Source organism: Stenotrophomonas sp. MH181796 (assembly GCF_009659995.1).
Taxonomy (GTDB): domain Bacteria; phylum Pseudomonadota; class Gammaproteobacteria; order Xanthomonadales; family Xanthomonadaceae; genus Stenotrophomonas; species Stenotrophomonas riyadhensis.
In genome coordinates this window covers 1-18,258 of the sequence record NZ_RAHU01000003.1, presented here as the reverse complement: position 1 = coordinate 18,258, position 18,258 = coordinate 1, and the positions used below count along the sequence as shown (strand labels likewise).

At 67.9% G+C, this 18,258-nt stretch carries 15 protein-coding genes and 1 pseudogene; all 16 read left to right on the top strand.

All coding sequences use genetic code 11. The features are described from left to right. Positions 1 to 80: 80 nt before the first annotated feature. A complete protein-coding gene (gene flhB / locus D5301_RS07465) occupies positions 81 to 1,211 on the top strand; it encodes a flagellar biosynthesis protein FlhB (protein WP_153855269.1) in 1,131 nt (376 codons plus the stop codon). 44 nt (positions 1,212 to 1,255) lie between these two features. Beyond that, positions 1,256 to 3,316 carry a flagellar biosynthesis protein FlhA gene (gene flhA, locus D5301_RS07460; protein WP_153855598.1) on the top strand — a complete coding sequence of 687 codons (2,061 nt, stop codon included), beginning with the start codon at positions 1,256 to 1,258 and terminating at the stop codon, positions 3,314 to 3,316. Positions 3,317 to 3,461: 145 nt separating this feature from the next. After that, positions 3,462 to 5,084: a flagellar biosynthesis protein FlhF gene (gene flhF / locus D5301_RS07455; protein ID WP_153855268.1), complete on the top strand. Its 1,623-nt coding sequence runs from the start codon at positions 3,462 to 3,464 to the stop codon at positions 5,082 to 5,084. Beyond that, complete coding sequence (locus D5301_RS07450) at positions 5,071 to 5,958, top strand: MinD/ParA family protein (protein WP_153855267.1); 888 nt, start codon at positions 5,071 to 5,073, stop codon at positions 5,956 to 5,958. Before flhF ends, D5301_RS07450 begins: the two co-directional genes overlap by 14 nt. Further along, positions 5,955 to 6,698, top strand: coding sequence for an RNA polymerase sigma factor FliA (locus D5301_RS07445; protein WP_110712211.1), 744 nt, complete (start codon positions 5,955 to 5,957; stop codon positions 6,696 to 6,698). Before D5301_RS07450 ends, D5301_RS07445 begins: the two co-directional genes overlap by 4 nt. A gap of 57 nt (positions 6,699 to 6,755) precedes the next feature. Continuing rightward, a complete protein-coding gene (gene cheY, locus D5301_RS07440) occupies positions 6,756 to 7,148 on the top strand; it encodes a chemotaxis response regulator CheY (protein WP_006365466.1) in 393 nt (130 codons plus the stop codon). Then, on the top strand, positions 7,148 to 7,753 hold the full coding sequence (locus D5301_RS07435) for a protein phosphatase CheZ (RefSeq protein WP_006442968.1): 606 nt from the start codon (positions 7,148 to 7,150) through the stop codon (positions 7,751 to 7,753). Before cheY ends, D5301_RS07435 begins: the two co-directional genes overlap by 1 nt. Before the next feature lie 2 nt (positions 7,754 to 7,755). Further along, positions 7,756 to 9,600: a chemotaxis protein CheA gene (locus tag D5301_RS07430; protein ID WP_153855266.1), complete on the top strand. Its 1,845-nt coding sequence runs from the start codon at positions 7,756 to 7,758 to the stop codon at positions 9,598 to 9,600. A 90-nt stretch (positions 9,601 to 9,690) separates the two neighbouring features. After that, a complete protein-coding gene (locus D5301_RS07425; protein ID WP_049444851.1) occupies positions 9,691 to 10,431 on the top strand; it encodes a flagellar motor protein in 741 nt (246 codons plus the stop codon). 1 nt (position 10,432) lies between these two features. Beyond that, a pseudogene (motD, locus tag D5301_RS07420) lies at positions 10,433 to 11,299 on the top strand (flagellar motor protein MotD); the annotation flags it as partial. A gap of 154 nt (positions 11,300 to 11,453) precedes the next feature. Further along, on the top strand, positions 11,454 to 12,236 hold the full coding sequence (locus D5301_RS07415) for a ParA family protein (RefSeq protein WP_153855265.1): 783 nt from the start codon (positions 11,454 to 11,456) through the stop codon (positions 12,234 to 12,236). Continuing rightward, the gene (locus D5301_RS07410; protein WP_153855264.1) at positions 12,233 to 13,459 is read left to right on the top strand and encodes a chemotaxis protein CheW; all 1,227 of its coding nucleotides are present in this window, start codon (positions 12,233 to 12,235) and stop codon (positions 13,457 to 13,459) included. Before D5301_RS07415 ends, D5301_RS07410 begins: the two co-directional genes overlap by 4 nt. A gap of 298 nt (positions 13,460 to 13,757) precedes the next feature. Beyond that, on the top strand, positions 13,758 to 14,066 hold the full coding sequence (locus D5301_RS07405; protein WP_005409522.1) for an STAS domain-containing protein: 309 nt from the start codon (positions 13,758 to 13,760) through the stop codon (positions 14,064 to 14,066). After that, the gene (locus D5301_RS07400) at positions 14,063 to 14,428 is read left to right on the top strand and encodes a response regulator (RefSeq protein WP_005409521.1); all 366 of its coding nucleotides are present in this window, start codon (positions 14,063 to 14,065) and stop codon (positions 14,426 to 14,428) included. Before D5301_RS07405 ends, D5301_RS07400 begins: the two co-directional genes overlap by 4 nt. Positions 14,429 to 14,473: 45 nt before the next feature. Next, positions 14,474 to 16,465, top strand: a complete 1,992-nt coding sequence (locus D5301_RS07395; protein WP_153855263.1) for a chemotaxis protein CheA — start codon at positions 14,474 to 14,476, stop codon at positions 16,463 to 16,465. Positions 16,466 to 16,857: 392 nt separating this feature from the next. Continuing rightward, the coding region (locus D5301_RS07390; protein ID WP_153855262.1) for an MCP four helix bundle domain-containing protein at positions 16,858 to 18,258 on the top strand (1,401 nt) is incomplete at its 3' end.

The following is an 18,258-nucleotide window of genomic DNA, read 5'->3' as shown; positions in this document are numbered from 1 at the left end:
TGCCAACCTTGGTTGGCACATGAACCCATCACGGAACGGTTCTTGCACGCACCCCGGCATCCCCTGCCGCAGTGCCCGTGATGTCCGAGAACGAATCCGCCGGCGAAAAGACCGAACAACCTACCGAAAAACGCCTGCGCGACGCCCGTGAACAGGGCAACCTGCCGCGCTCGCGCGAACTTGGCACGGCCGCCGTGTTCGGCGCTGGCGTGCTGGCGGTGATGGCCATGAGCGGCTCGATCGGCCGTGGTGCAAGCGCCTGGATGAAGCACGCACTCAGCCCTGAGCAGAGCCTGCGGCAGAACCCGAAGGAACTGTTCGGCCACTTCGGCGACCTGCTGCTGCAGTTCATGCTGGTGATCGCGCCGCTGGTGCTGGTCTGCCTGCTGGCCAGTTTCGTCGCCCCGCTGGTGATGGGCGGCCTGCGCTGGTCGCAGAAGGCGATGATGCCCGACTTCAACCGCATGAACCCGATGAGCGGGCTCAAGCGCCTGTATGGCCCTGAAGCCATCGCCGAGTTCACCAAATCGCTGCTGCGCGTGGCCTTCGTCGGCGTCGCCGCCGGGCTGGTGGTGTGGACCGGCTTCGACACCCTGCGCGGGCTGATCCACCACCCGCTTGAGACCGCCATCACCGACGGCCTGGGCTTCACCCTGCGCCTGCTGCTGGCCACCGCCGGCGCGATGCTGGTGCTGGCCGCCATCGATGCGCCCTACCAGCGCTGGAACTGGATGCGCAAGCTGAAGATGACGCGTGAAGAGCTGCGCCGGGAAATGAAGGAAAGCGAGGGCAGCCCCGAGGTCAAGGGCCGCATCCGCCAGCTGCAGCAGCAGATGGCCAACCGCCAGATGATGGAGGCGGTGCCCACCGCCGACGTGGTGGTGGTCAACCCCACCCACTACGCGGTGGCCCTGAAGTACGAGGGCGGCGCCATGAACGCCCCCACCGTGGTCGCCCTGGGCGTGGACGAGACCGCCCTGCGCATCCGTGAAGTGGCCGACGGCAACAAGGTGGCGATCGTCTCCGCCCCGCCTTTGGCACGGGCCTTGTATCGGGAAGGCCAACTCGGAAAGGAAATCCCCGTGAGACTGTATTCGGCCGTCGCCCAGGTCCTGTCCTACGTCTACCAGCTGCGCGCTTGGCGCACTGGTCCGATGCCGGACGCCCCGCACATCCAGGTGGATGAATTCGGCAAGGGAGGCCGCCCGTGAGCGCCCAGCCCTCCGCCGGTTTCAACACCCGCCGCGCCCTGGAGATGATCCGCCAGGGCCTTGGCGCACCGCTGATCGTGCTGGCCCTGCTGGCCATGGTCGTGGTGCCGCTGGCCGCGCCGGTGCTCGATGCCCTGTTCACCTTCAACATCGCCATCTCGCTGATGGTGCTGCTGGCGGTGGTCTACGTGAAGCGCCCGCTGGACTTCACGATCTTCCCGATCGTGCTGCTGATCACCACCATGCTGCGGCTGGCGCTGAACGTAGCCTCCACCCGCGTCATCCTGCTGAACGGCCAGAACGGCCACGACGCCGCGGGCAAGGTCATCGCCGCGTTCGGCGAATTCGTGATCGGCGGCAACTACGCGGTCGGCATCGTGGTGTTCGCGATCCTGACCATCATCAATTTCGTGGTCATCACCAAGGGCGCCGGCCGCGTCTCGGAAGTGACCGCACGCTTCATCCTCGACGCGATGCCCGGCAAGCAGATGGCGATCGACGCCGACCTCAACGCCGGTTTGCTGACGCGCGAAGAAGCCAAGCTGCGCCGCGAGGAAGTCCGCGAGGAAGCCGACTTCTACGGTGCGATGGACGGTGCCAGCAAGTTCATCCGTGGTGATGCCATTGCCGGCATCCTGATCCTGTTCATCAACATGCTCGGCGGCCTGGCCGTAGGCGTGCTGCAGCATGGCATGCCGTTCGGCGATGCCGCTGCCACCTACACCCTGCTGTCGATTGGTGATGGCCTGGTGGCGCAGCTGCCGGCCCTGCTGGTCTCCAGCGCCGTGGCCATGCTGGTCACCCGCGCCTCGCGTTCGCAGGACATGGCCCAGGCCATGACCGGCCAGGTGTTCGGCCAGTACCGCGCGCTGGCGATCACCGCCGGCATCATCGGCGTGGTCGGCCTGGTGCCCGGCATGCCCAACGTCGCTTTCCTGACGCTGTCCGCGATCCTCGGCTTCATCGCCTGGAAGGTCTACCGCAAGGGCAAGGCCGCGGCCACCGATCCGGCAGCCGCAGGCAATGACGCTGCCGCGCTCAACGCACTCGGCCGCCCGGCGGCACCGGCTCCGACCGCCGAACTGAGCTGGGACGAACTGCGCCCGGTCGATCCGCTGGGCCTGGAGGTCGGCTATCGGCTGATCCCGCTGGTGGACAGCAGCCAGGGCGGCGAACTGATGGCACGCATCAAGGGCGTGCGGCGCAAGCTCACCCAGGACGTCGGTTTCCTGATCCCGTCGGTGCACATCCGCGACAACCTGGAACTGCCGGCCAACGGCTACCGCGTGCTGGTGCACGGCGTACCGGTGGCCACCGCCGAGATCCACCCCGACCGCGAACTGGCGCTGGACCCGGGCAGCGCCCTCGGCGCGCTGGAAGGCATCGCCGGCAAGGACCCCGCGTTCGGCCTGGACGCGACCTGGATCCAGCCGCACCAGCGTGCCCAGGCCGAAACGCTGGGCTACACCGTGGTCGATCCGGCCACCGTGGTCGCCACCCACCTCTCGCACCTCATCCGCGAACACGCGCCGGAACTGCTCGGCCACGAGGAAGTGCAGCACCTGCTGGCCAACCTGGCCAAGAGTGCGCCCAAGCTCGTCGAAGATCTGACACCGAAGGCACTGCCGCTGTCGGCGGTGGTGCGCGTGCTGCAGAACCTGCTGGTCGAGCGCATTCCGATCCGCCAGCTGCGCAAGATCGCCGAAGCACTGGTCGAACACGCTCCGAACAGCCAGGACCCGGCGGTGCTGACCGCTGCCGTGCGTACCGCGCTGGGCCGCTTCATCGTGCAGGAGATCGCCGGAATGTCGGCGGAGCTGCCGGTGTTCACCCTCAACCCGCAATTGGAACGTGTCTTGCAGGAGTCCACGCAGGGCAACGGCGCCGCGCTGGAACCCGGACTCGCTGAGCGACTGCACCAGAGCCTGGCCGAATGTGTCAGCAAGCAGGAAGCCCGCAACGAGCCCGCGGTCGTGCTGGTACCTGGCCCGGTGCGTGCCGCGCTGGCCCGCCTGGTCCGCCACAGCGTTCCGTCGCTGTCGGTCCTGGCCTACAGCGAGGTGCCGGAGGACAAGCGCCTGAAGCTGGTCGGAACGATCAGCTGACGCCGCCCTCCGAAGCGCCAGAAAACAGACACCACTTTCGAACCAACGCAACAGACAGATACCAAGGGGAACCCGCACCGTGCAGACCACCGACCACCCGAGTTCTCCGACCGCCACCCCGCCGTCTTCGTCCCGTGACCACAGCATGAAAATCAAACGATTCGTCGCCGCCGACATGCGCTCGGCCATGAACCTGGTGCGCAAGGAACATGGTCCTGACGCCGTGATCCTGTCCAACCGCCGGATCGAGGAAGGCATCGAGATCGTCGCCGCCGCCAACTACGACGAGAGCGCCGTGCAGCGTGCACTGGAAGCCTCGCGCCGCGACGTGGCGCCGCCGCCGGCACCCAAGCCGCGCACCGCTGCCGATGCAGTGATCGCCGCGGTCACCCGTCGCCGCAGCACCACCCCGGCGCCGGAACCGGTGGCCGCCACCACCTCGGCGGTGGCCGCCCTCGCCCGCGCCGCCGTCGGCGCCACCGGACGCACCCTGGACAGTGCCGACGAGATCGTACCGACCCGCGGCAGCACCGGCTTCGCCGCCACCCTGGCACGCGCCGCCGTCAACGAACCGGCGCTGCCGGAGCAGATCTTCGCCCCGTTCGCCGAGGCCATCGTCGCAGCGGCACCCGCCAGCGCCACGCCGGCCAACCGCGCCCGCTTCCAGATCGACCCGCCGCACGAGGCGCATCACGAAAGCGCGGCCCCGGCCGTGCAGCCGCCACCGCTGCCGACCGCTGCCGTGACCGAAGCGCAGCCCTCGATCGCCGCCAGCGAACCGGCAGCGGTCGAAGCCGCCGGCGAAGCCAGCCCGGCCCCCATGCTGGCCCCGGCCCCGGCGCTGACCCTGGTTGCCCAGGACGACGCCGAGATCCGCCAGCTGCGCCAGGAAGTGGCCGGCATGCGCCAGGTGATCGAGCGCGAGATGAACCGCTTCACCGACGAGCGCCTGCGCGGCTGCCCGGTGCGCGCCACCGCGCTGGACCTGATGGACGAGTATGGCTTCGATGCCGGCCTCGCCCGCGACGTGGCCATGCAGATCCCGCTGGAGACCGAAGCCCACCGTGGCCGTGGCCTGATGCTGGGGCTGATCTCGCGCAAGCTGCCGATCGCCCCGGTCGACCCGCTGGAAGAAGGTGGTGTGATCGCACTGGTCGGCCCCACCGGCGCCGGCAAGACCACCACCATCGCCAAGCTGGCCTCGCGCTTCGCCGAGAAGCACGCTGCGCGTGACGTCGCCCTGGTCACCACCGACACCACCCGCATCGGCGCCCGCGAGCAGCTGTACGGCTACGGCCGCCAGCTCGGCATCGCCGTGCACGAGGCCAACAGCGGCACCGACCTGGACCAGCTGCTGGAACGCCTGAAGGACTACAAGCTGGTGCTGATCGACACCGCCGGCCTGGGCCCGCGCGACCGCGCACTGGCCGCCCAGCTGCAGTGGCTGCGCGCCGCGCGCCAGGTCCGCACCCTGCTGGTGCTGCCGGCCAACACCAGCTTCGGCGACATGGACGAGGTGGTCCGCCGCTTCGGCGCCGCCAACCTGCAGGGCCTGGTGCTGAGCAAGCTGGACGAGACCGGCCGCTTCGGCAACGCCCTGTCGGTGGCCGTGGACCATGCCCTGCCGATCACCTGGGTGACCGATGGCCAGGACGTCCCGGAGGACCTGCACCGGGCCAGTGCAGCCAATCTTGTACTTCGCCTTGAAGATTTGCGCCGAGCGGCCGATATGCCCTGCAACCCGGAGTTGAACCATGCCGTCGCGTGAGTACGCCAAGCTGACCAAGACCTTCCCGCTGTCGGCCACCCGCAGCGAGCCGCTCGGCCCTGTGCGCACCATCGCCGTGACCGGCGGCAAGGGCGGCGTGGGCAAGACCAACGTGTCGGCCAACCTGGCCGTGGCGTTGGCCGGCATGGGCAAGCGCACGCTGCTGCTGGACGCCGACCTCGGCCTGGCCAACATCGACGTGATCCTGGGGCTGAACCCCACCTTTACGTTGGCCGACCTGGTCGCCGGCCGCTGCTCGCTGGAAGACGTCATCGTCGAAGGCCCGAACGGCGTGCTGGTGGTCCCGGCCGCGTCCGGCCGCCGCCACATGGCCGAGCTCGCCCCGGCCGAGCACGTTGGCCTGGTCAACGTGTTCTCCGAGCTGGAACGCGAACTGGACATCATGGTGGTGGACACCGCCGCCGGCATCACCGACGGCGTACTGACCTTCTGCCAGGCCGCGCAGGACACCGTGGTGGTGGTCTGTGACGAGCCGGCCTCGATCACCGACGCGTATGCGCTGATCAAGGTGTTGTCGCGCGAGCGCGGCGTGGACCGTATCCAGGTGGTGGCCAACATGGTGCGCGACCCGAACGAGGGCCGCGTGCTGTACGAGAAGCTGACCCGCGTCTGCGAGAAGTTCCTCGCCGATGTCTCACTGAACTACCTGGGCCGTGTGCCGCAGGATGACTGGCTGCGCCTGTCGGTGCAGCGCCAGCAGCCGGTAGTGAAGGCCTATCCGTCCAGCCCCGCCGCGCTTGCGATCACCGAGATCGCGCGCCGCACCGCACGCTGGCAGGCGCCGACCGAACCGCGTGGCGGCGTTGAATTCTTCCTCGAACGCATCCTCAAGCAGCGCGGGGTGGCGGCATGAAAGGCGCAGCCCAATACAGGGAAGTGCAGCGCTCGGCAGCCAACGAGGTCATCGCCCTGCACTCGGACCTGGTGCGGCGCATCGCCCACCACCTCGCCGCACGCCTGCCTGCCAGCGTCGAAGTCGACGATCTGATCCAGGCCGGCATGATGGGACTGATCGAGGCCTCGCGCAGCTATGACGCCGACCAGGGTGCTTCGTTCGAGACCTACGCCTCGATCCGCATCCGCGGTTCGATGATCGATGAGATCCGCCGTGGTGACTGGGTGCCGCGTTCCGTGCACCGCCGTGCTCGTGATGCCGCCGCCACCATCCGCCGCCTGGAACAGAGCAGTGGCCGCGCCGCCAGCGCCACCGAAGTGGCCGCTGCGATGGAGATGCCGCTGCCCGAATACCTGCGACTGATGGAAGACGCTGCGCGCGGCCAGGTGCTGAGCCTGGAATCGCGCATCGAGGACCAGGGCGAGCTGGACACCGTCGCCCAGGGCGGACCGACCCCGCAGCAGGTGCTGGAGCGGGGCGAATTCGGTCGCGAACTGGGCAAGGCCATTGGCCACCTGCCCGAGCGCGAACAGCTGGTGCTTTCGCTCTACTACGAGCAGGAACTGAACCTGAAGGAGATCGGCGCGGTGCTCGGCGTGAGCGAGTCGCGGGTCTGCCAGATCCACGGCCAGGCCGTGCTGCGCCTGCGTGGTCGACTGAAGATTTTCGAGGCGGCAGACGCCGGCCTGGAAGAATGAACATGCCCGAGGTGGCTGCCCCCGGCCACCCGGAATGAACAACAAAGGAATTCTGCTTTGAACAAGAACATGCGCATCCTGATCGTCGACGACTTCTCGACCATGCGTCGAATCGTCAAGAACCTGCTGGGCGATCTGGGCTTCACCAATACCGCCGAAGCCGAGGACGGGCATGCTGCGCTGTCGCTGCTGCAGAGCCAGCCGTTCGATTTCGTGGTCACCGACTGGAACATGCCGGTGATGACCGGCATCGAGCTGCTCAAGGCGATCCGCGCCGATGCCAAGCTGAAGACCCTGCCAGTGCTGATGGTCACCGCGGAAGCCAAGCGCGAGCAGATCATCGAAGCCGCCCAGAGCGGTGTGAACGGCTACATCATCAAGCCGTTCACTGCACAGACGCTGGAAGAGAAGCTCGGCAAGATCTTCGAACGCCTGGCGGCCAGCGCCTGATGGATACCACGGTCGACAAGAACGCCCTCGCCCTGCGCCTGCAGGAAGCCCTGGACGCGCTGGAGTCCGGTGATGAGGCCGCCTGGCGGCAGCGCATCGACGGACTGGTCGCGCTGCGCACGCAGCCGATGATGAGCGGCCTTTCGCGGCTGGCCCGCGAACTGGGACAGGCGCTGGGTGAACTGCCGACCGTACCCAGCGAAGCCGGCGAACTGGACGATGCCTGCGCGCGCCTGGACCACGTGGTGGCGATGACCGAACAGGCCACGCACCGCACCCTGGACCTGGCCGAGGAATGCCGCAGCCTGACCGAACAGCTGCGCGCCGAAGGCCTGCAGCCGGGCCAGGACGCGCAGCTCGAGCGCATCCGCCACAACCTCACCGAGATCGCCCTGACCCAGAGCTACCAGGACCTGACCGGCCAGATCATCCGCCGCGTGGTCGGCATCGTCCGCCGCGTGCATGAAGGTTTCGGCGCGCTCGGCCTGCCGCCGGAACAGCATCGCACCGACCCGGAACTGGCCGGGCCGGCACTGAAGGGACTGGACCGCCACGCGGTCTCGCAGAACGACGCCGACGACCTGTTGTCGGATCTGGGGCTGTAAGCATGAGCGCGGTATCCGACGACATCACTGCCGATTTCATCATCGAGGCGCAGGAGATCCTGGATCGCCTCGGCGAACAGCTGGTGTCGCTGGAGCAGGCACCGCAGGACAGCGATCAGCTCAACGCGGTGTTCCGCGGCTACCACACGCTCAAGGGCGGTGCCGGCTTCCTCGGCGTCACCGCCATGGTCGAGCTGTGCCACGCCGCTGAAGAAGCGCTGGGCGCCGCGCGTGCCGGCCAGGCCGTGCTGCAGGCCCACCACTTCGATGCCGCCCAGCAATCGCTGGATTACCTGCAGTCGATGCTGGATGCCGTGTCTTCCGGCACAGAACCGGGCTATGCACCGCCGGACCTGATCGCCCAGTTCGACGTGCATGGTGGCGGCGCCGCCGCGCCCGTGGCCGCCACCGCGCCCGCCGCCGGTGGGAGCGACCTGATCACCGACGACGAATTCGAGGCCCTGCTCGACCAACTGCACGGCGGCAATGCGCCGACCGCGGTCACGCCTGCGAAGAAGGCTGACGACGGACTGATCAGCGAAGACGAATTCGAAGCCCTGCTCGACCAGCTGCACGGTGGCGCCGCACCGGGCGCCAAGCCCGCTGCGGTAGTGGCACCGGCGCCGACCGCCGTCCCGCGCCCGGCGGCCGCACCGGCACCGGCCGCCAAGCCGGCCGCCAAGCCGCTGGCCGAAGCCGAACACACCGTGCGCGTGGACACCAAGCGCCTGGATGCGATCGTCAATCTGATCGGCGAACTGGTGCTGTCGCGCAATCGGCTCAAGACCCTGCGTGCGCGCCTGCGCGACGAGGAGCTGGACCGCGCCGTGTCCACTCTGGATATCGCCACGGCCCGCCTGCAGTCGGCCGTGATGCGTACCCGCATGCAGCCGGTGGGCAAGGTGTTCTCGCGCTTCCCCAAGGTCGCCCGCGACGTCGCCCGCTCACTGAAGAAGGAAGTGGACCTGGAGCTGATCGGCGCCGAGACCGAGCTCGACCGCAACCTGGTGGAAGCCCTGGCGGACCCGCTGGTGCACCTGGTCCGCAACGCCATCGACCATGGCGTGGAAATGCCCGATCTGCGCGAAGCACAGGGCAAGCCACGGATGGGCCATGTGCGCCTGTCGGCACAGCAGGAAGGTGACTACGTCAGCATCGAGGTACAGGACGATGGCGCTGGCATCGACCCGGAAAAGCTGCGCGCGAAGGCACGCGAGAAGGGCCTGATCGACCCGGAAGCCGCCGCCCGCCTGAGCAGCGAGGAATGCCTGCACCTGGTATTCCTGCCAGGCTTCTCGACCAAGCAGCAGGTCACCGACATCTCCGGCCGTGGTGTCGGCATGGACGTGGTGCAGTCGCGGATCCGCGAGCTTAGCGGCCAGATCCAGATCCAGTCGGAACTGGGACGTGGCAGCCGCTTCATGATCCGAGTACCACTGACCCTGGCGATCCTGCCGACCCTGCTGGTGCAGGCCGGTGAGGATGTCTATGCGCTGCCACTGGCGCGCGTGATGGAAGTGCTGCACGCGCCGCGCACGTCGCTCGGCTGGTTCGACGGCCGCGCCGTGCTTGACCGCCGCTCGCACACCCTGCCGCTGGTCGATCTGCGCCAGTGGCTGGATGTGACGCCGGCCGCGTCGACCCTGCTGACCATCGTGGTGCTGCAGGCCGGCGAAGCGCGCTTCGGCCTGGTCGTGGACCAGGTGCGCGGGCGCGAGGAAGTGGTGATCAAGCCGCTGCCGAAAGCCCTGCGTGGCCTGCGCGGTTACGCCGGTGCAACCTTGATCGGCGATGGTCGCATGGCGCTGATCCTGGACGTGGATGGACTGCGCAGCCCACATGACTGACCCGCTTGCTGAACCCGTAAAACTGTGAAGTCGCACCAGTAGCCCGTACCGGTGTCTCAAGTCCCATTCATACAAGCCGATACCGGATCCATGGATAGACTCAGCCTCATTGGACTCTTTCTCGCCCTGGCCTCGCTGGTCGGTGGCAGCATCCTCAAGGGCGCCGGCCTGGCGTCGTTGTGGTCGCCTGCGGCGTTCGTGATCGTCATCGTCGGCACCATCGCCGCGATCCTGCTGCATACCTCGCCGGCGGTGTTCAAGCATGCGTTCAAGATCGTGCGCTGGGTCGTGCGCCCGCCGCACAGCGATCGCCGCGAACTGATCCAGCAGATCGTCGAGTGGAGCAACATCGCCCGCCGCCAGGGCCTGCTGGGCCTGGAATCGCAGGTGGAAGCACAGCAGGACCCGTTCCTGCGCAAGGGCCTGCAGCTGCTGGTGGACGGCGTCGAACCCGAATCGATGCGGCACATGCTGGAAATCGAACTGGGCAGCCAGGAACACCAGGACCAGGCCGGTGCCAAGGTCTTCGAAGCGATGGGCATCTATGCGCCGACGCTGGGCATCATTGGTGCCGTGCTCGGCCTGATCGCGGTGATGAAGAACCTGGCCGATCCGAGCAAGCTCGGCCACGGCATCGCCGCAGCGTTCACCGCCACCATCTACGGCATCGCCTCGGCCAATCTGCTGTTCCTGCCGATCTCGGCCAAGCTCAAGAGTGTGATCTCGCACAACACCCGCGACCGCGAAATGGTCATCGAAGGCCTGATCTCGATCGCCCAGGGCGAGAACCCGCGCAACATCGAAACCAACCTCTCCGGCTTCCTGCACTGACATGGCCCGCCGCAAGCACCACGAAGAGCACGCCAACCATGAAGCATGGGCGATCCCCTATGCCGACCTGATGACGCTGCTGCTCGCCTTCTTCGTGGTCATGTATGCGATTTCCTCGGTGAACGAGGGCAAGTACCGGATCATGGCCGACGCGCTCACCGACGCCTTCGGTGGCGCACCACGCACGATCAATCCGGTGCAGGTCGGCAACAAGCAGGTGCAGGGCGGTGGCTGGGACAGCCCGTCGGTGATCAAATCCGGTACCAAGATCGGCCCGTCCGCGCCGGCACCGTCGCACGACCCGACCCTGCTGCCGTCGATGGCCTCGCAGATGCGCATGCCTGTTTCGGTGCACAACCAGGAGCAGATCGCGCGCGCCGAGCGCCAGCTCAACAGCATCGCCGACCGCCTCACCGCCGCACTGGCGCCGCTGATCGACCGCGGCATGATCAGCGTGCGCCGCACCGAACTGTGGATCGAAGTCGAGATCAACAGCGACATCCTGTTCCCCACCGGCTCGGCGGCGCTGGACGTACATGCGCGGCAGACCCTGGCCAGCCTGGCCGAGGTCCTGCGCGACGTACCCAACAGCGTGCGCGTGGAAGGCCACACCGACAACGTGCCGATCGCCACTGCCACGTTCCCGTCGAACTGGGAGCTGTCAGCCGGGCGCGCGGCCAGCGTGGTGCACCTGTTCGCCGACCAGGGCGTGCAGCCGTCACGGCTGGCCATGGTCGGCTACGGCCAGTTCCGCCCGCGCGAAGAGAACGACAGCGCGCAGGGCCGCAACCGCAACCGCCGGGTGATGGTCATCATCCTGGCTGACACCTCGCATTCGGTGGATCCGCTGGGCCAGCGCCTGAACGCTGCCACCGGCGCCGCCGACAGCACCAGCACCGAGCAGGCCGCCGCAACGCCGGCCAGCACCGCCACTTCCCCCATCGCACCGGTGACGTTGCCGCCGGTGCCGGCTGGCAGCCGTGTCGGCGCCGCCGTTCCCCCGGCAATGAAGGAGTAATCCGATGCGCATCTGGGCAGTCGCCAACCAGAAGGGCGGAGTCGGCAAGACCACCACCACCCTCGCCCTCGGCCGCGGCCTGGCCGCACTTGGCCATCGCGTACTGCTGATCGATCTCGATCCGCATGCCTCGCTCAGCCGCGCGTTCGGCGTGCCGGTGGATCCGCCGCCGGCCGGCGTACTGGAACTGTTCGGCGCCCCGCCCGCAGACCTCGCCAGCCTGTGCCATGCCAGCAGCATCCATGGCCTGGACTACGTCTGTGCGCAGTCGGCGCTGGCCACGCTGGAGCGCCGCAGCGCCAACCAGCCTGGCCTCGGCCTGGCGCTGCAGAACGCGCTGGCACGCCACCAGGGCCAGCACGACTACATCCTGCTGGACTGTGCGCCGACTCTCGGCCTGCTGATGATTAACGCACTGGCCGCGGCCGACCGCCTGATCATCCCCACCCAGGCCGAGCCGCTGGCACTGCATGGGCTCGATGGCATGGTCCGCACCGGCGAGATGGTCGAGCGCTCGCGCCGCCGTCCGCTGCCGATATCGATCCTGCCGACCCTGTTCGACCGCCGCACGCGCGCAGGCAACGAGTCGCTGCGCACGATGCAGGATCGTCACGGCAGCCGCGTGTGGGAAGACGCGATTCCGATCGATACCCGCATCAGCAACGCGGCGGGCCTGACCCTGCCGAGCGTCGGCGAGGACTACCCGGGCCGCGGCCTGGCCGCCTATCGCCGCGCCCTGAACTGGATCATCGGCGAGGACGCCCGTGCCCTGGAGCAGGCCGCATGAACAGCACCGGCGTACTGGACGACTATCTGGACGAACTGCTGGGCGAAGCGATCGCCCCGGCGGCCGTCGTGCTGCCAACGCCGGACAGCCCCGCCCCGGCATCGGCCAGCGCATCGGAACCGGAGCGCGAGCCGACCTGGGATGACCTGCCGGCCGAGGTGATCTACGAAACCGAGACCGTCGCCGCTGCGCCTGCCGTCGACAACGCCACGCTCGAAGCCGCCTTCGAGGCCGCCGCAACGGCCGAGCGCGAGCCCACCTGGGACGATCTGCCCGCCGAAGTGATCTACGAAACGGGGACTGCTTCTGCTGCCGCGGCAGAGGACGACGCAGCACTGGAGGCCGCCTTCGAGGCCGCCGCAATGCCTGTCGCCGCCCTCGAGCGCGAACCGACCTGGGATGACCTGCCTGACGAGGTGATCCACGAGACGGCCCCTGCGCCTGCCACCGCCCAGGCAGGCCCGGAACCCACCTGGGACGATCTGCCGGACGAAGTGATCTACGAGACCGATACGGCCGACAGCCATCGACTCGCCCACACCGACAGCCCCGGCCTGCAGGCAGCGTTCGAAGCCGCTGCCGGTGGCGAGGACGTTGCCACGCCGCCGCCGGCCGTGGTCGCAGCACCGGTTGCAGCGCGGGCGCAACACCCTGCCCCGGCCGCACGCGCGGCCGCCGCGCCGCCGCCGCGCGTGGCCGTGGATGCCCCCGCCAGCAGCCGTCCCAGCAACTGGCAGGAACTGCAGGCCCAGGCCCACCAGCCGGCCCGCAGCCCACACCCGCAGAACCGCCGTGCCGGCGAGCGCACCTCGCGCTGGCTGCGCCTGCGCTGCGGCACCCAGGCCTATGCACTGGAACTGCTGAAAGTGCAGGAAGTGGTGCTGCCAGTGCCGCTGCTGCCCTTGCGCGGCACTGCGCCGGCCATGCTGGGCATCATGAACCTGCGTGGCCAGGTGGTACCGGTGATGGACCTCGGCCTGCACCTCGGCGCCGCCCCCGCCGAGGACGATTCGCAGACCCGAATCGTGGTGCTGGAAGAAGACGGCGAAACCATCGGCCTGCGCGTGTCGGCAGTGGAAGATGTCGCCAACCTCACCGACTCGCAGATCGAGCCGCCCGACACCGCACGCATCTGCCAGATCTCCAACGATCTGTTCCGTGGCGTGGCCCGGGTCAGCCAGCGGCCAATGATCCTGCTGGATGCCACCCGGCTGTTGAACTGAGCGCAAAAAAGGGGACGGAGGGGATTAAGTCGCAATCGACCAGGCTCTCCCGCAGCCACCCTCGGCAACGGCGACCACGCAGTGGGGACGTAAGGTGTTGATCCAACGGATCAACTCCTTGCGTCCCCGACAGGCACCGCATCGGCGCAAAGCGCCGAGCCAGTTGCGACTTAATCCCCTCCGTCCCCTTTTGGATGGCGTCCCCGAAGAACACCGCATCGACGCGCCGCGTCGATTCTTCTAAAGAACCCCGCCGGGGTGCCGTTATGGATCACGGAACCGTTTGTCCGGAGCAACGATGAGCACTGTCGAACTGGGTGAGGATCTCGGCATCGAGAGCAGCACCGAGCTCAAGAACCGCCTCGCCCCGCTGGTGGCGCAGGCGGGCGAGCTGACCCTGGATGCCAGCCAGGTCGCCCGCATCCACACGGCCGCCGTGCAGGTGCTGTGTGCGTTCGTGCAGGCCCGCCGCGAGGCAGGCCTGGGCACCGGCTTCCACGGTTGCACCGCAACCTTCCGTGACGCCGCGCGCCTGCTGGGCGTCACCCAGGCCCTGGGCCTGGACGTAACCCATGACAACCTGAAATCTGTGGAGAACGCTGCATGAGCGCACGTATCTTGGTGGTGGACGATTCGGCGTCGATGCGCCAGATGGTTTCCTTCGCCCTCACCTCGGCCGGTTTTGCCGTCGAAGAAGCTGAAGACGGCGCGGTCGCGCTCGGTCGCGCCAAGGGCCAGCGCTTCAATGCGGTGGTCACCGACGTCAACATGCCGAACATGGACGGCATCGCGCTGATCCGCGAACTGCGCCAGCTGCCGGACTACAAGTTCACGCCGCTGCTGATGCTGACCACCGAATCGGCTGCCGACAAGAAGTCCGAAGGCAAGGCCGCCGGTGCCACCGGCTGGCTGGTCAAGCCGTTCAATCCGGAACAGCTGGTCGCCACCGTGCAGAAAGTGCTGGGCTGACCGCCCGCCACCGCTCCCCCTCTTCGCTTCCGGACCACCACTGCCATGAGCATGGACCTGCAACGCTTCCACGCCACCTTCTTCGAGGAGAGCCGCGAAGGCCTCGACGCGATGGAGGCTGGCCTGCTGGCCCTGGAATCGGGGCAGCAGGACGCGGAGATCATCAATTCGGTGTTCCGCGCCGCCCACTCGATCAAGGGCGGCGCCGGCACCTTCGGCTTCGATGCGATCGCCGGCCTGACCCATGTGCTGGAAACGCTGCTCGATGAGCTGCGTGCCGGCAAGCGGGCGCTGGAAGGCCACGCCGTCGACGCCATGCTGTCCTCGGTGGACGTGCTGCGCGCCCTGCTGCGCGAAGCCGAACACGGCCAGGCCGCCGATCCCGCCGCAGTTGCTGCGGTGAAGGCGCGCCTGGAGGCGGTTCTTTCCGGCGAGGCCGCAGCGAGCGCCCCGGCGGCCGCCGCAGCCAAGGTGGACGATACGCCGGAAGCCTGGCAGATCGGCTTCACCCCGGCGCCATCGCTGTTCATGAGCGGCAACGACCCGCTGCGCATCATCCGCGAACTTGAGCACCTGGGTTCGCTGCAGGTTGCCGCGCGCATGGACCGCCTGCCGGGCTTCGCCCAGCTCGATCCGCTCGAAGCCCACCTGGCGTGGGACCTGGGCCTGGTCGGCAAGGTGCCGCGCAGCAAGATCGAAGACACCTTTGCCTGGGTGCTGGACGACTGCGAGCTGGACATCCGTCCCGCCGCGCCGCCGAGCCTGGCCACCCAGGCACCGGTTGCAGCAGCCCCTTCCACACCTCCTGCCGCAACATCCGCAGCACCCGCTGCAGCGACCGCCAGCGGCGGCGCTGCCCAGGAAGCCGAAACCTCGATCCGGGTCAGCGTCGACAAGGTCGATGCACTGATCAACCTGGTCGGCGAACTGGTCATCACCCAGGCCATGCTCAAGCAGGTCTCGCACGCACTGGACCCGGTCCACGCCGAGAGCCTGTTCGCCGGCCTGGACCAGCTTGAACGCAACACCCGCGACCTGCAGGAAGCAGTGATCGGCGTGCGCATGCTGCCGGTCGATGCGGTGTTCCGCCGCTTCCCGCGCCTGGTCCGCGACCTGTCCAGCCGCCTCGGCAAGCAGGTCCGCCTGCGCACCGTCGGCGAAGGCACCGAACTGGACAAGGGCCTGATCGAAAAGATCGCCGATCCGCTGGTGCACCTGGTGCGCAACTCGATCGACCACGGTCTGGAAATGCCCGACGTACGTCGCGGTGCGGGCAAGGACGAGACCGGCACGATCACCCTGGCAGCCTCGCATCAGGGCGGCCATATCGTCATCGAAGTCAGCGACGACGGTCGCGGCCTGGACCGCGCCAAGATCCTGGCCAAGGCCCACGAACGCGGCCTGGCGGTGCCGGACAACCCGACCGATTCGCAGGTCTGGGACCTGATCTTCCAGCCGGGCTTCTCCACTGCGGATGCAGTCACCGATCTGTCCGGGCGTGGCGTCGGCATGGACGTGGTCCGCCGCAACATCCAGGCACTGGGTGGCGAGGTGCAGATCGAGAGCAGCCTCGGTGCTGGTACGCGCACGCTGATCCGCCTGCCGCTGACCCTGGCCATCCTCGATGGCATGACCGTGGCGGTGGCCGGCGAAACCCTGATCCTGCCACTGGCCTACGTGCTGGAAGCCCTGCAGCCACAGGCCGAGGACATCCGCAGCATGGCCGGCGAAGGCCGCGTGCTGCGCGTGCGTGGCGAGTACCTGCCGATCCTGTCGCTGAGCGAGTACTACGGCTACGGCAACCGCGCACCGGGCAGCGAATCGCTGGTGGTGGTGGTGGAAGGCGATGGCCAGAAGATCGCACTGGAAGTGGACGAGCTGGTCGGCCAGCAGCAGGTGGTAGTGAAGAACATCGAGAACAACTACCGCCGCATCGGCGGAGTGTCCGGCGCCACCATCCTCGGCGATGGCCGCGTCGCGCTGATCGTCGACATCGGCGGACTGGTGCGCTCGCTGCGGATGTCGCAGGCCGCCTGATCCACGTTGCATGCGTGCACTGGACCGCCGCCCTTCGGGGCGGCGGTTTTTGTTTGCGTGCGCTCCGGCCATGTGTGGCCTGGGTCAGATCCCTTTTCTTTGATAAGGGATCTGACCCCAATCCGCGCCCGAACCCATTCCGTGATCTCCGTCGCCGCGCTGGTTTCGTTCGCAACCACGCCACCGAAGCGCAAGCCTCGCCACTGCAGCACTTTCGCGCGGTCATCCCTACGCAACCGAATGTGATCTGCGTCCATAAAGTCCGCCCACAGCACGCCGCTATCTCGCTTTGACGGCCGTCACCGAACCCCCACCGGGCACCCCCGTTCGCTCTGCAACCACCCCCAGCCGACGCAACGACGCCGGCACCCTGCCCACCTGGAGCACCCTGCATGAAGTGGTTCCAAGATCTGCCCATCGCCCGCAAGCTGGCCGTGGGGTTCACCCTCACCACGTTGATGACCCTGGTCCTCGGCGCCTTCGCCCTGTTGCGCCTGAGCGAGGCCAACAATCAGCTGGGCGAGATGGCCGGCAACGATATTCCGTCGGTCCAGCATCTGGGCGAGGCGCGCTCGCAGCTGGGCGAGTTCCGCACCTACGAACTGGCCCTGCTGAGCATGCTCGATCAGCCAGAGAAAGTTGCCGACTACAACAAGCGCATGGACGACACCGCCAAGGCCGTGCATGACGAACTGGCCGCGTACTCGGCGCTGCCGGCACTGGACAAGGAGCGCGAACTCTATCGCGCGGCCAACGTGCAGCTGGAACGCTACTTCGCCGCCAACAAGGCGATGCGCGAGGCCGTGGCTGCCGGCGATGGCGCCCTGGCGCAACAGATTTCCGACGAACAGTCGCGCCCGGCCCGTCGTGACCTGTTCGCCGCGATGAAGACCCTCGGCACCCACATCGCCGGCCTGATGGACGGCAAGATCGCCGCTGCCAATGCCACCCATCGCACCAGCATGATCGCCATCATCGGCTGCATCGTGCTGCTGTCGCTGGTGGCCGCCGCGCTGGCAACGGTCATCTCGCGCGCCGTCACCGGCCCGCTGGGCAAGGCCGTGCATGCCATCCAGGCCGTTGCCCGTGGCGACCTCAGTGTCAGCACCCAGGCCACCAGCAAGGACGAAGCCGGCAAGATGCTGGCCGCCACCGCCGAGATGACCGCGATGCTGCGCCGCTTCTCCGAGCAGACCCAGCTGATGGCGCAGATGCATGCCGGACCGGACATCGGCCATCGCATTCCGGAAGACTTCCCGGGCGTGTATGGCCAGCTGGCCGGCGGCATCAATACCGTGATCTTCGAGCATCTCGATGCGATCCGTGATGCCATCGACGTGCTCAACCAGTACGCCATCGGCAACCTCGCCCCGGACGCCCGACGCCTGCCCGGCAGCCGCGCGATCCTGCACGAATCGATGGATGCGGCCAAGGCCAGCCTGCTGGCGATCAACACCCAGATCCAGCAGCTGGCCTCGGCCGCCGCGGCCGGCGACTTCAGCCAGCGCGGCGACGCTCAGCGCTTCCAGCATGATTTCAAGCTGATGATCGAGCACCTGAACACCATGATGCAGGTCGCCGATGGCAACCTGGGCCAGCTCTCGCAGCTGCTGCAGTCGATCGCCGCCGGCGACCTGACCACGCGCATGGATGGCCAGTTCAATGGCGTGTTCGCACGCATGCGTGACGACGCCAACACCACCGTCGCGCAGCTGACCCAGATCGTCGGCCAGATCCAGGCCAGCGCCTCCAGCATCACCCTGGCCGCCGGCGAGATCGCGTCGGGCAACAGC

Bases quoted from the DNA above. Each gene is read 5' to 3' on its own strand.
- flhB (WP_153855269.1), top strand. From the start codon at position 81: ATGTCCGAGAACGAATCCGCCGGCGAAAAGACCGAACAACCTACCGAA.
- flhA (WP_153855598.1), top strand. From the start codon at position 1,256: ATGATCCGCCAGGGCCTTGGCGCACCGCTGATCGTGCTGGCCCTGCTG.
- flhF (WP_153855268.1), top strand. From the start codon at position 3,462: ATGAAAATCAAACGATTCGTCGCCGCCGACATGCGCTCGGCCATGAAC.
- D5301_RS07450 (WP_153855267.1), top strand. From the start codon at position 5,071: ATGCCGTCGCGTGAGTACGCCAAGCTGACCAAGACCTTCCCGCTGTCG.
- D5301_RS07445 (WP_110712211.1), top strand. From the start codon at position 5,955: ATGAAAGGCGCAGCCCAATACAGGGAAGTGCAGCGCTCGGCAGCCAAC.
- D5301_RS07435 (WP_006442968.1), top strand. From the start codon at position 7,148: ATGGATACCACGGTCGACAAGAACGCCCTCGCCCTGCGCCTGCAGGAA.
- D5301_RS07430 (WP_153855266.1), top strand. From the start codon at position 7,756: ATGAGCGCGGTATCCGACGACATCACTGCCGATTTCATCATCGAGGCG.
- D5301_RS07425 (WP_049444851.1), top strand. From the start codon at position 9,691: ATGGATAGACTCAGCCTCATTGGACTCTTTCTCGCCCTGGCCTCGCTG.
- D5301_RS07415 (WP_153855265.1), top strand. From the start codon at position 11,454: ATGCGCATCTGGGCAGTCGCCAACCAGAAGGGCGGAGTCGGCAAGACC.
- D5301_RS07410 (WP_153855264.1), top strand. From the start codon at position 12,233: ATGAACAGCACCGGCGTACTGGACGACTATCTGGACGAACTGCTGGGC.
- D5301_RS07405 (WP_005409522.1), top strand. From the start codon at position 13,758: ATGAGCACTGTCGAACTGGGTGAGGATCTCGGCATCGAGAGCAGCACC.
- D5301_RS07400 (WP_005409521.1), top strand. From the start codon at position 14,063: ATGAGCGCACGTATCTTGGTGGTGGACGATTCGGCGTCGATGCGCCAG.
- D5301_RS07395 (WP_153855263.1), top strand. From the start codon at position 14,474: ATGAGCATGGACCTGCAACGCTTCCACGCCACCTTCTTCGAGGAGAGC.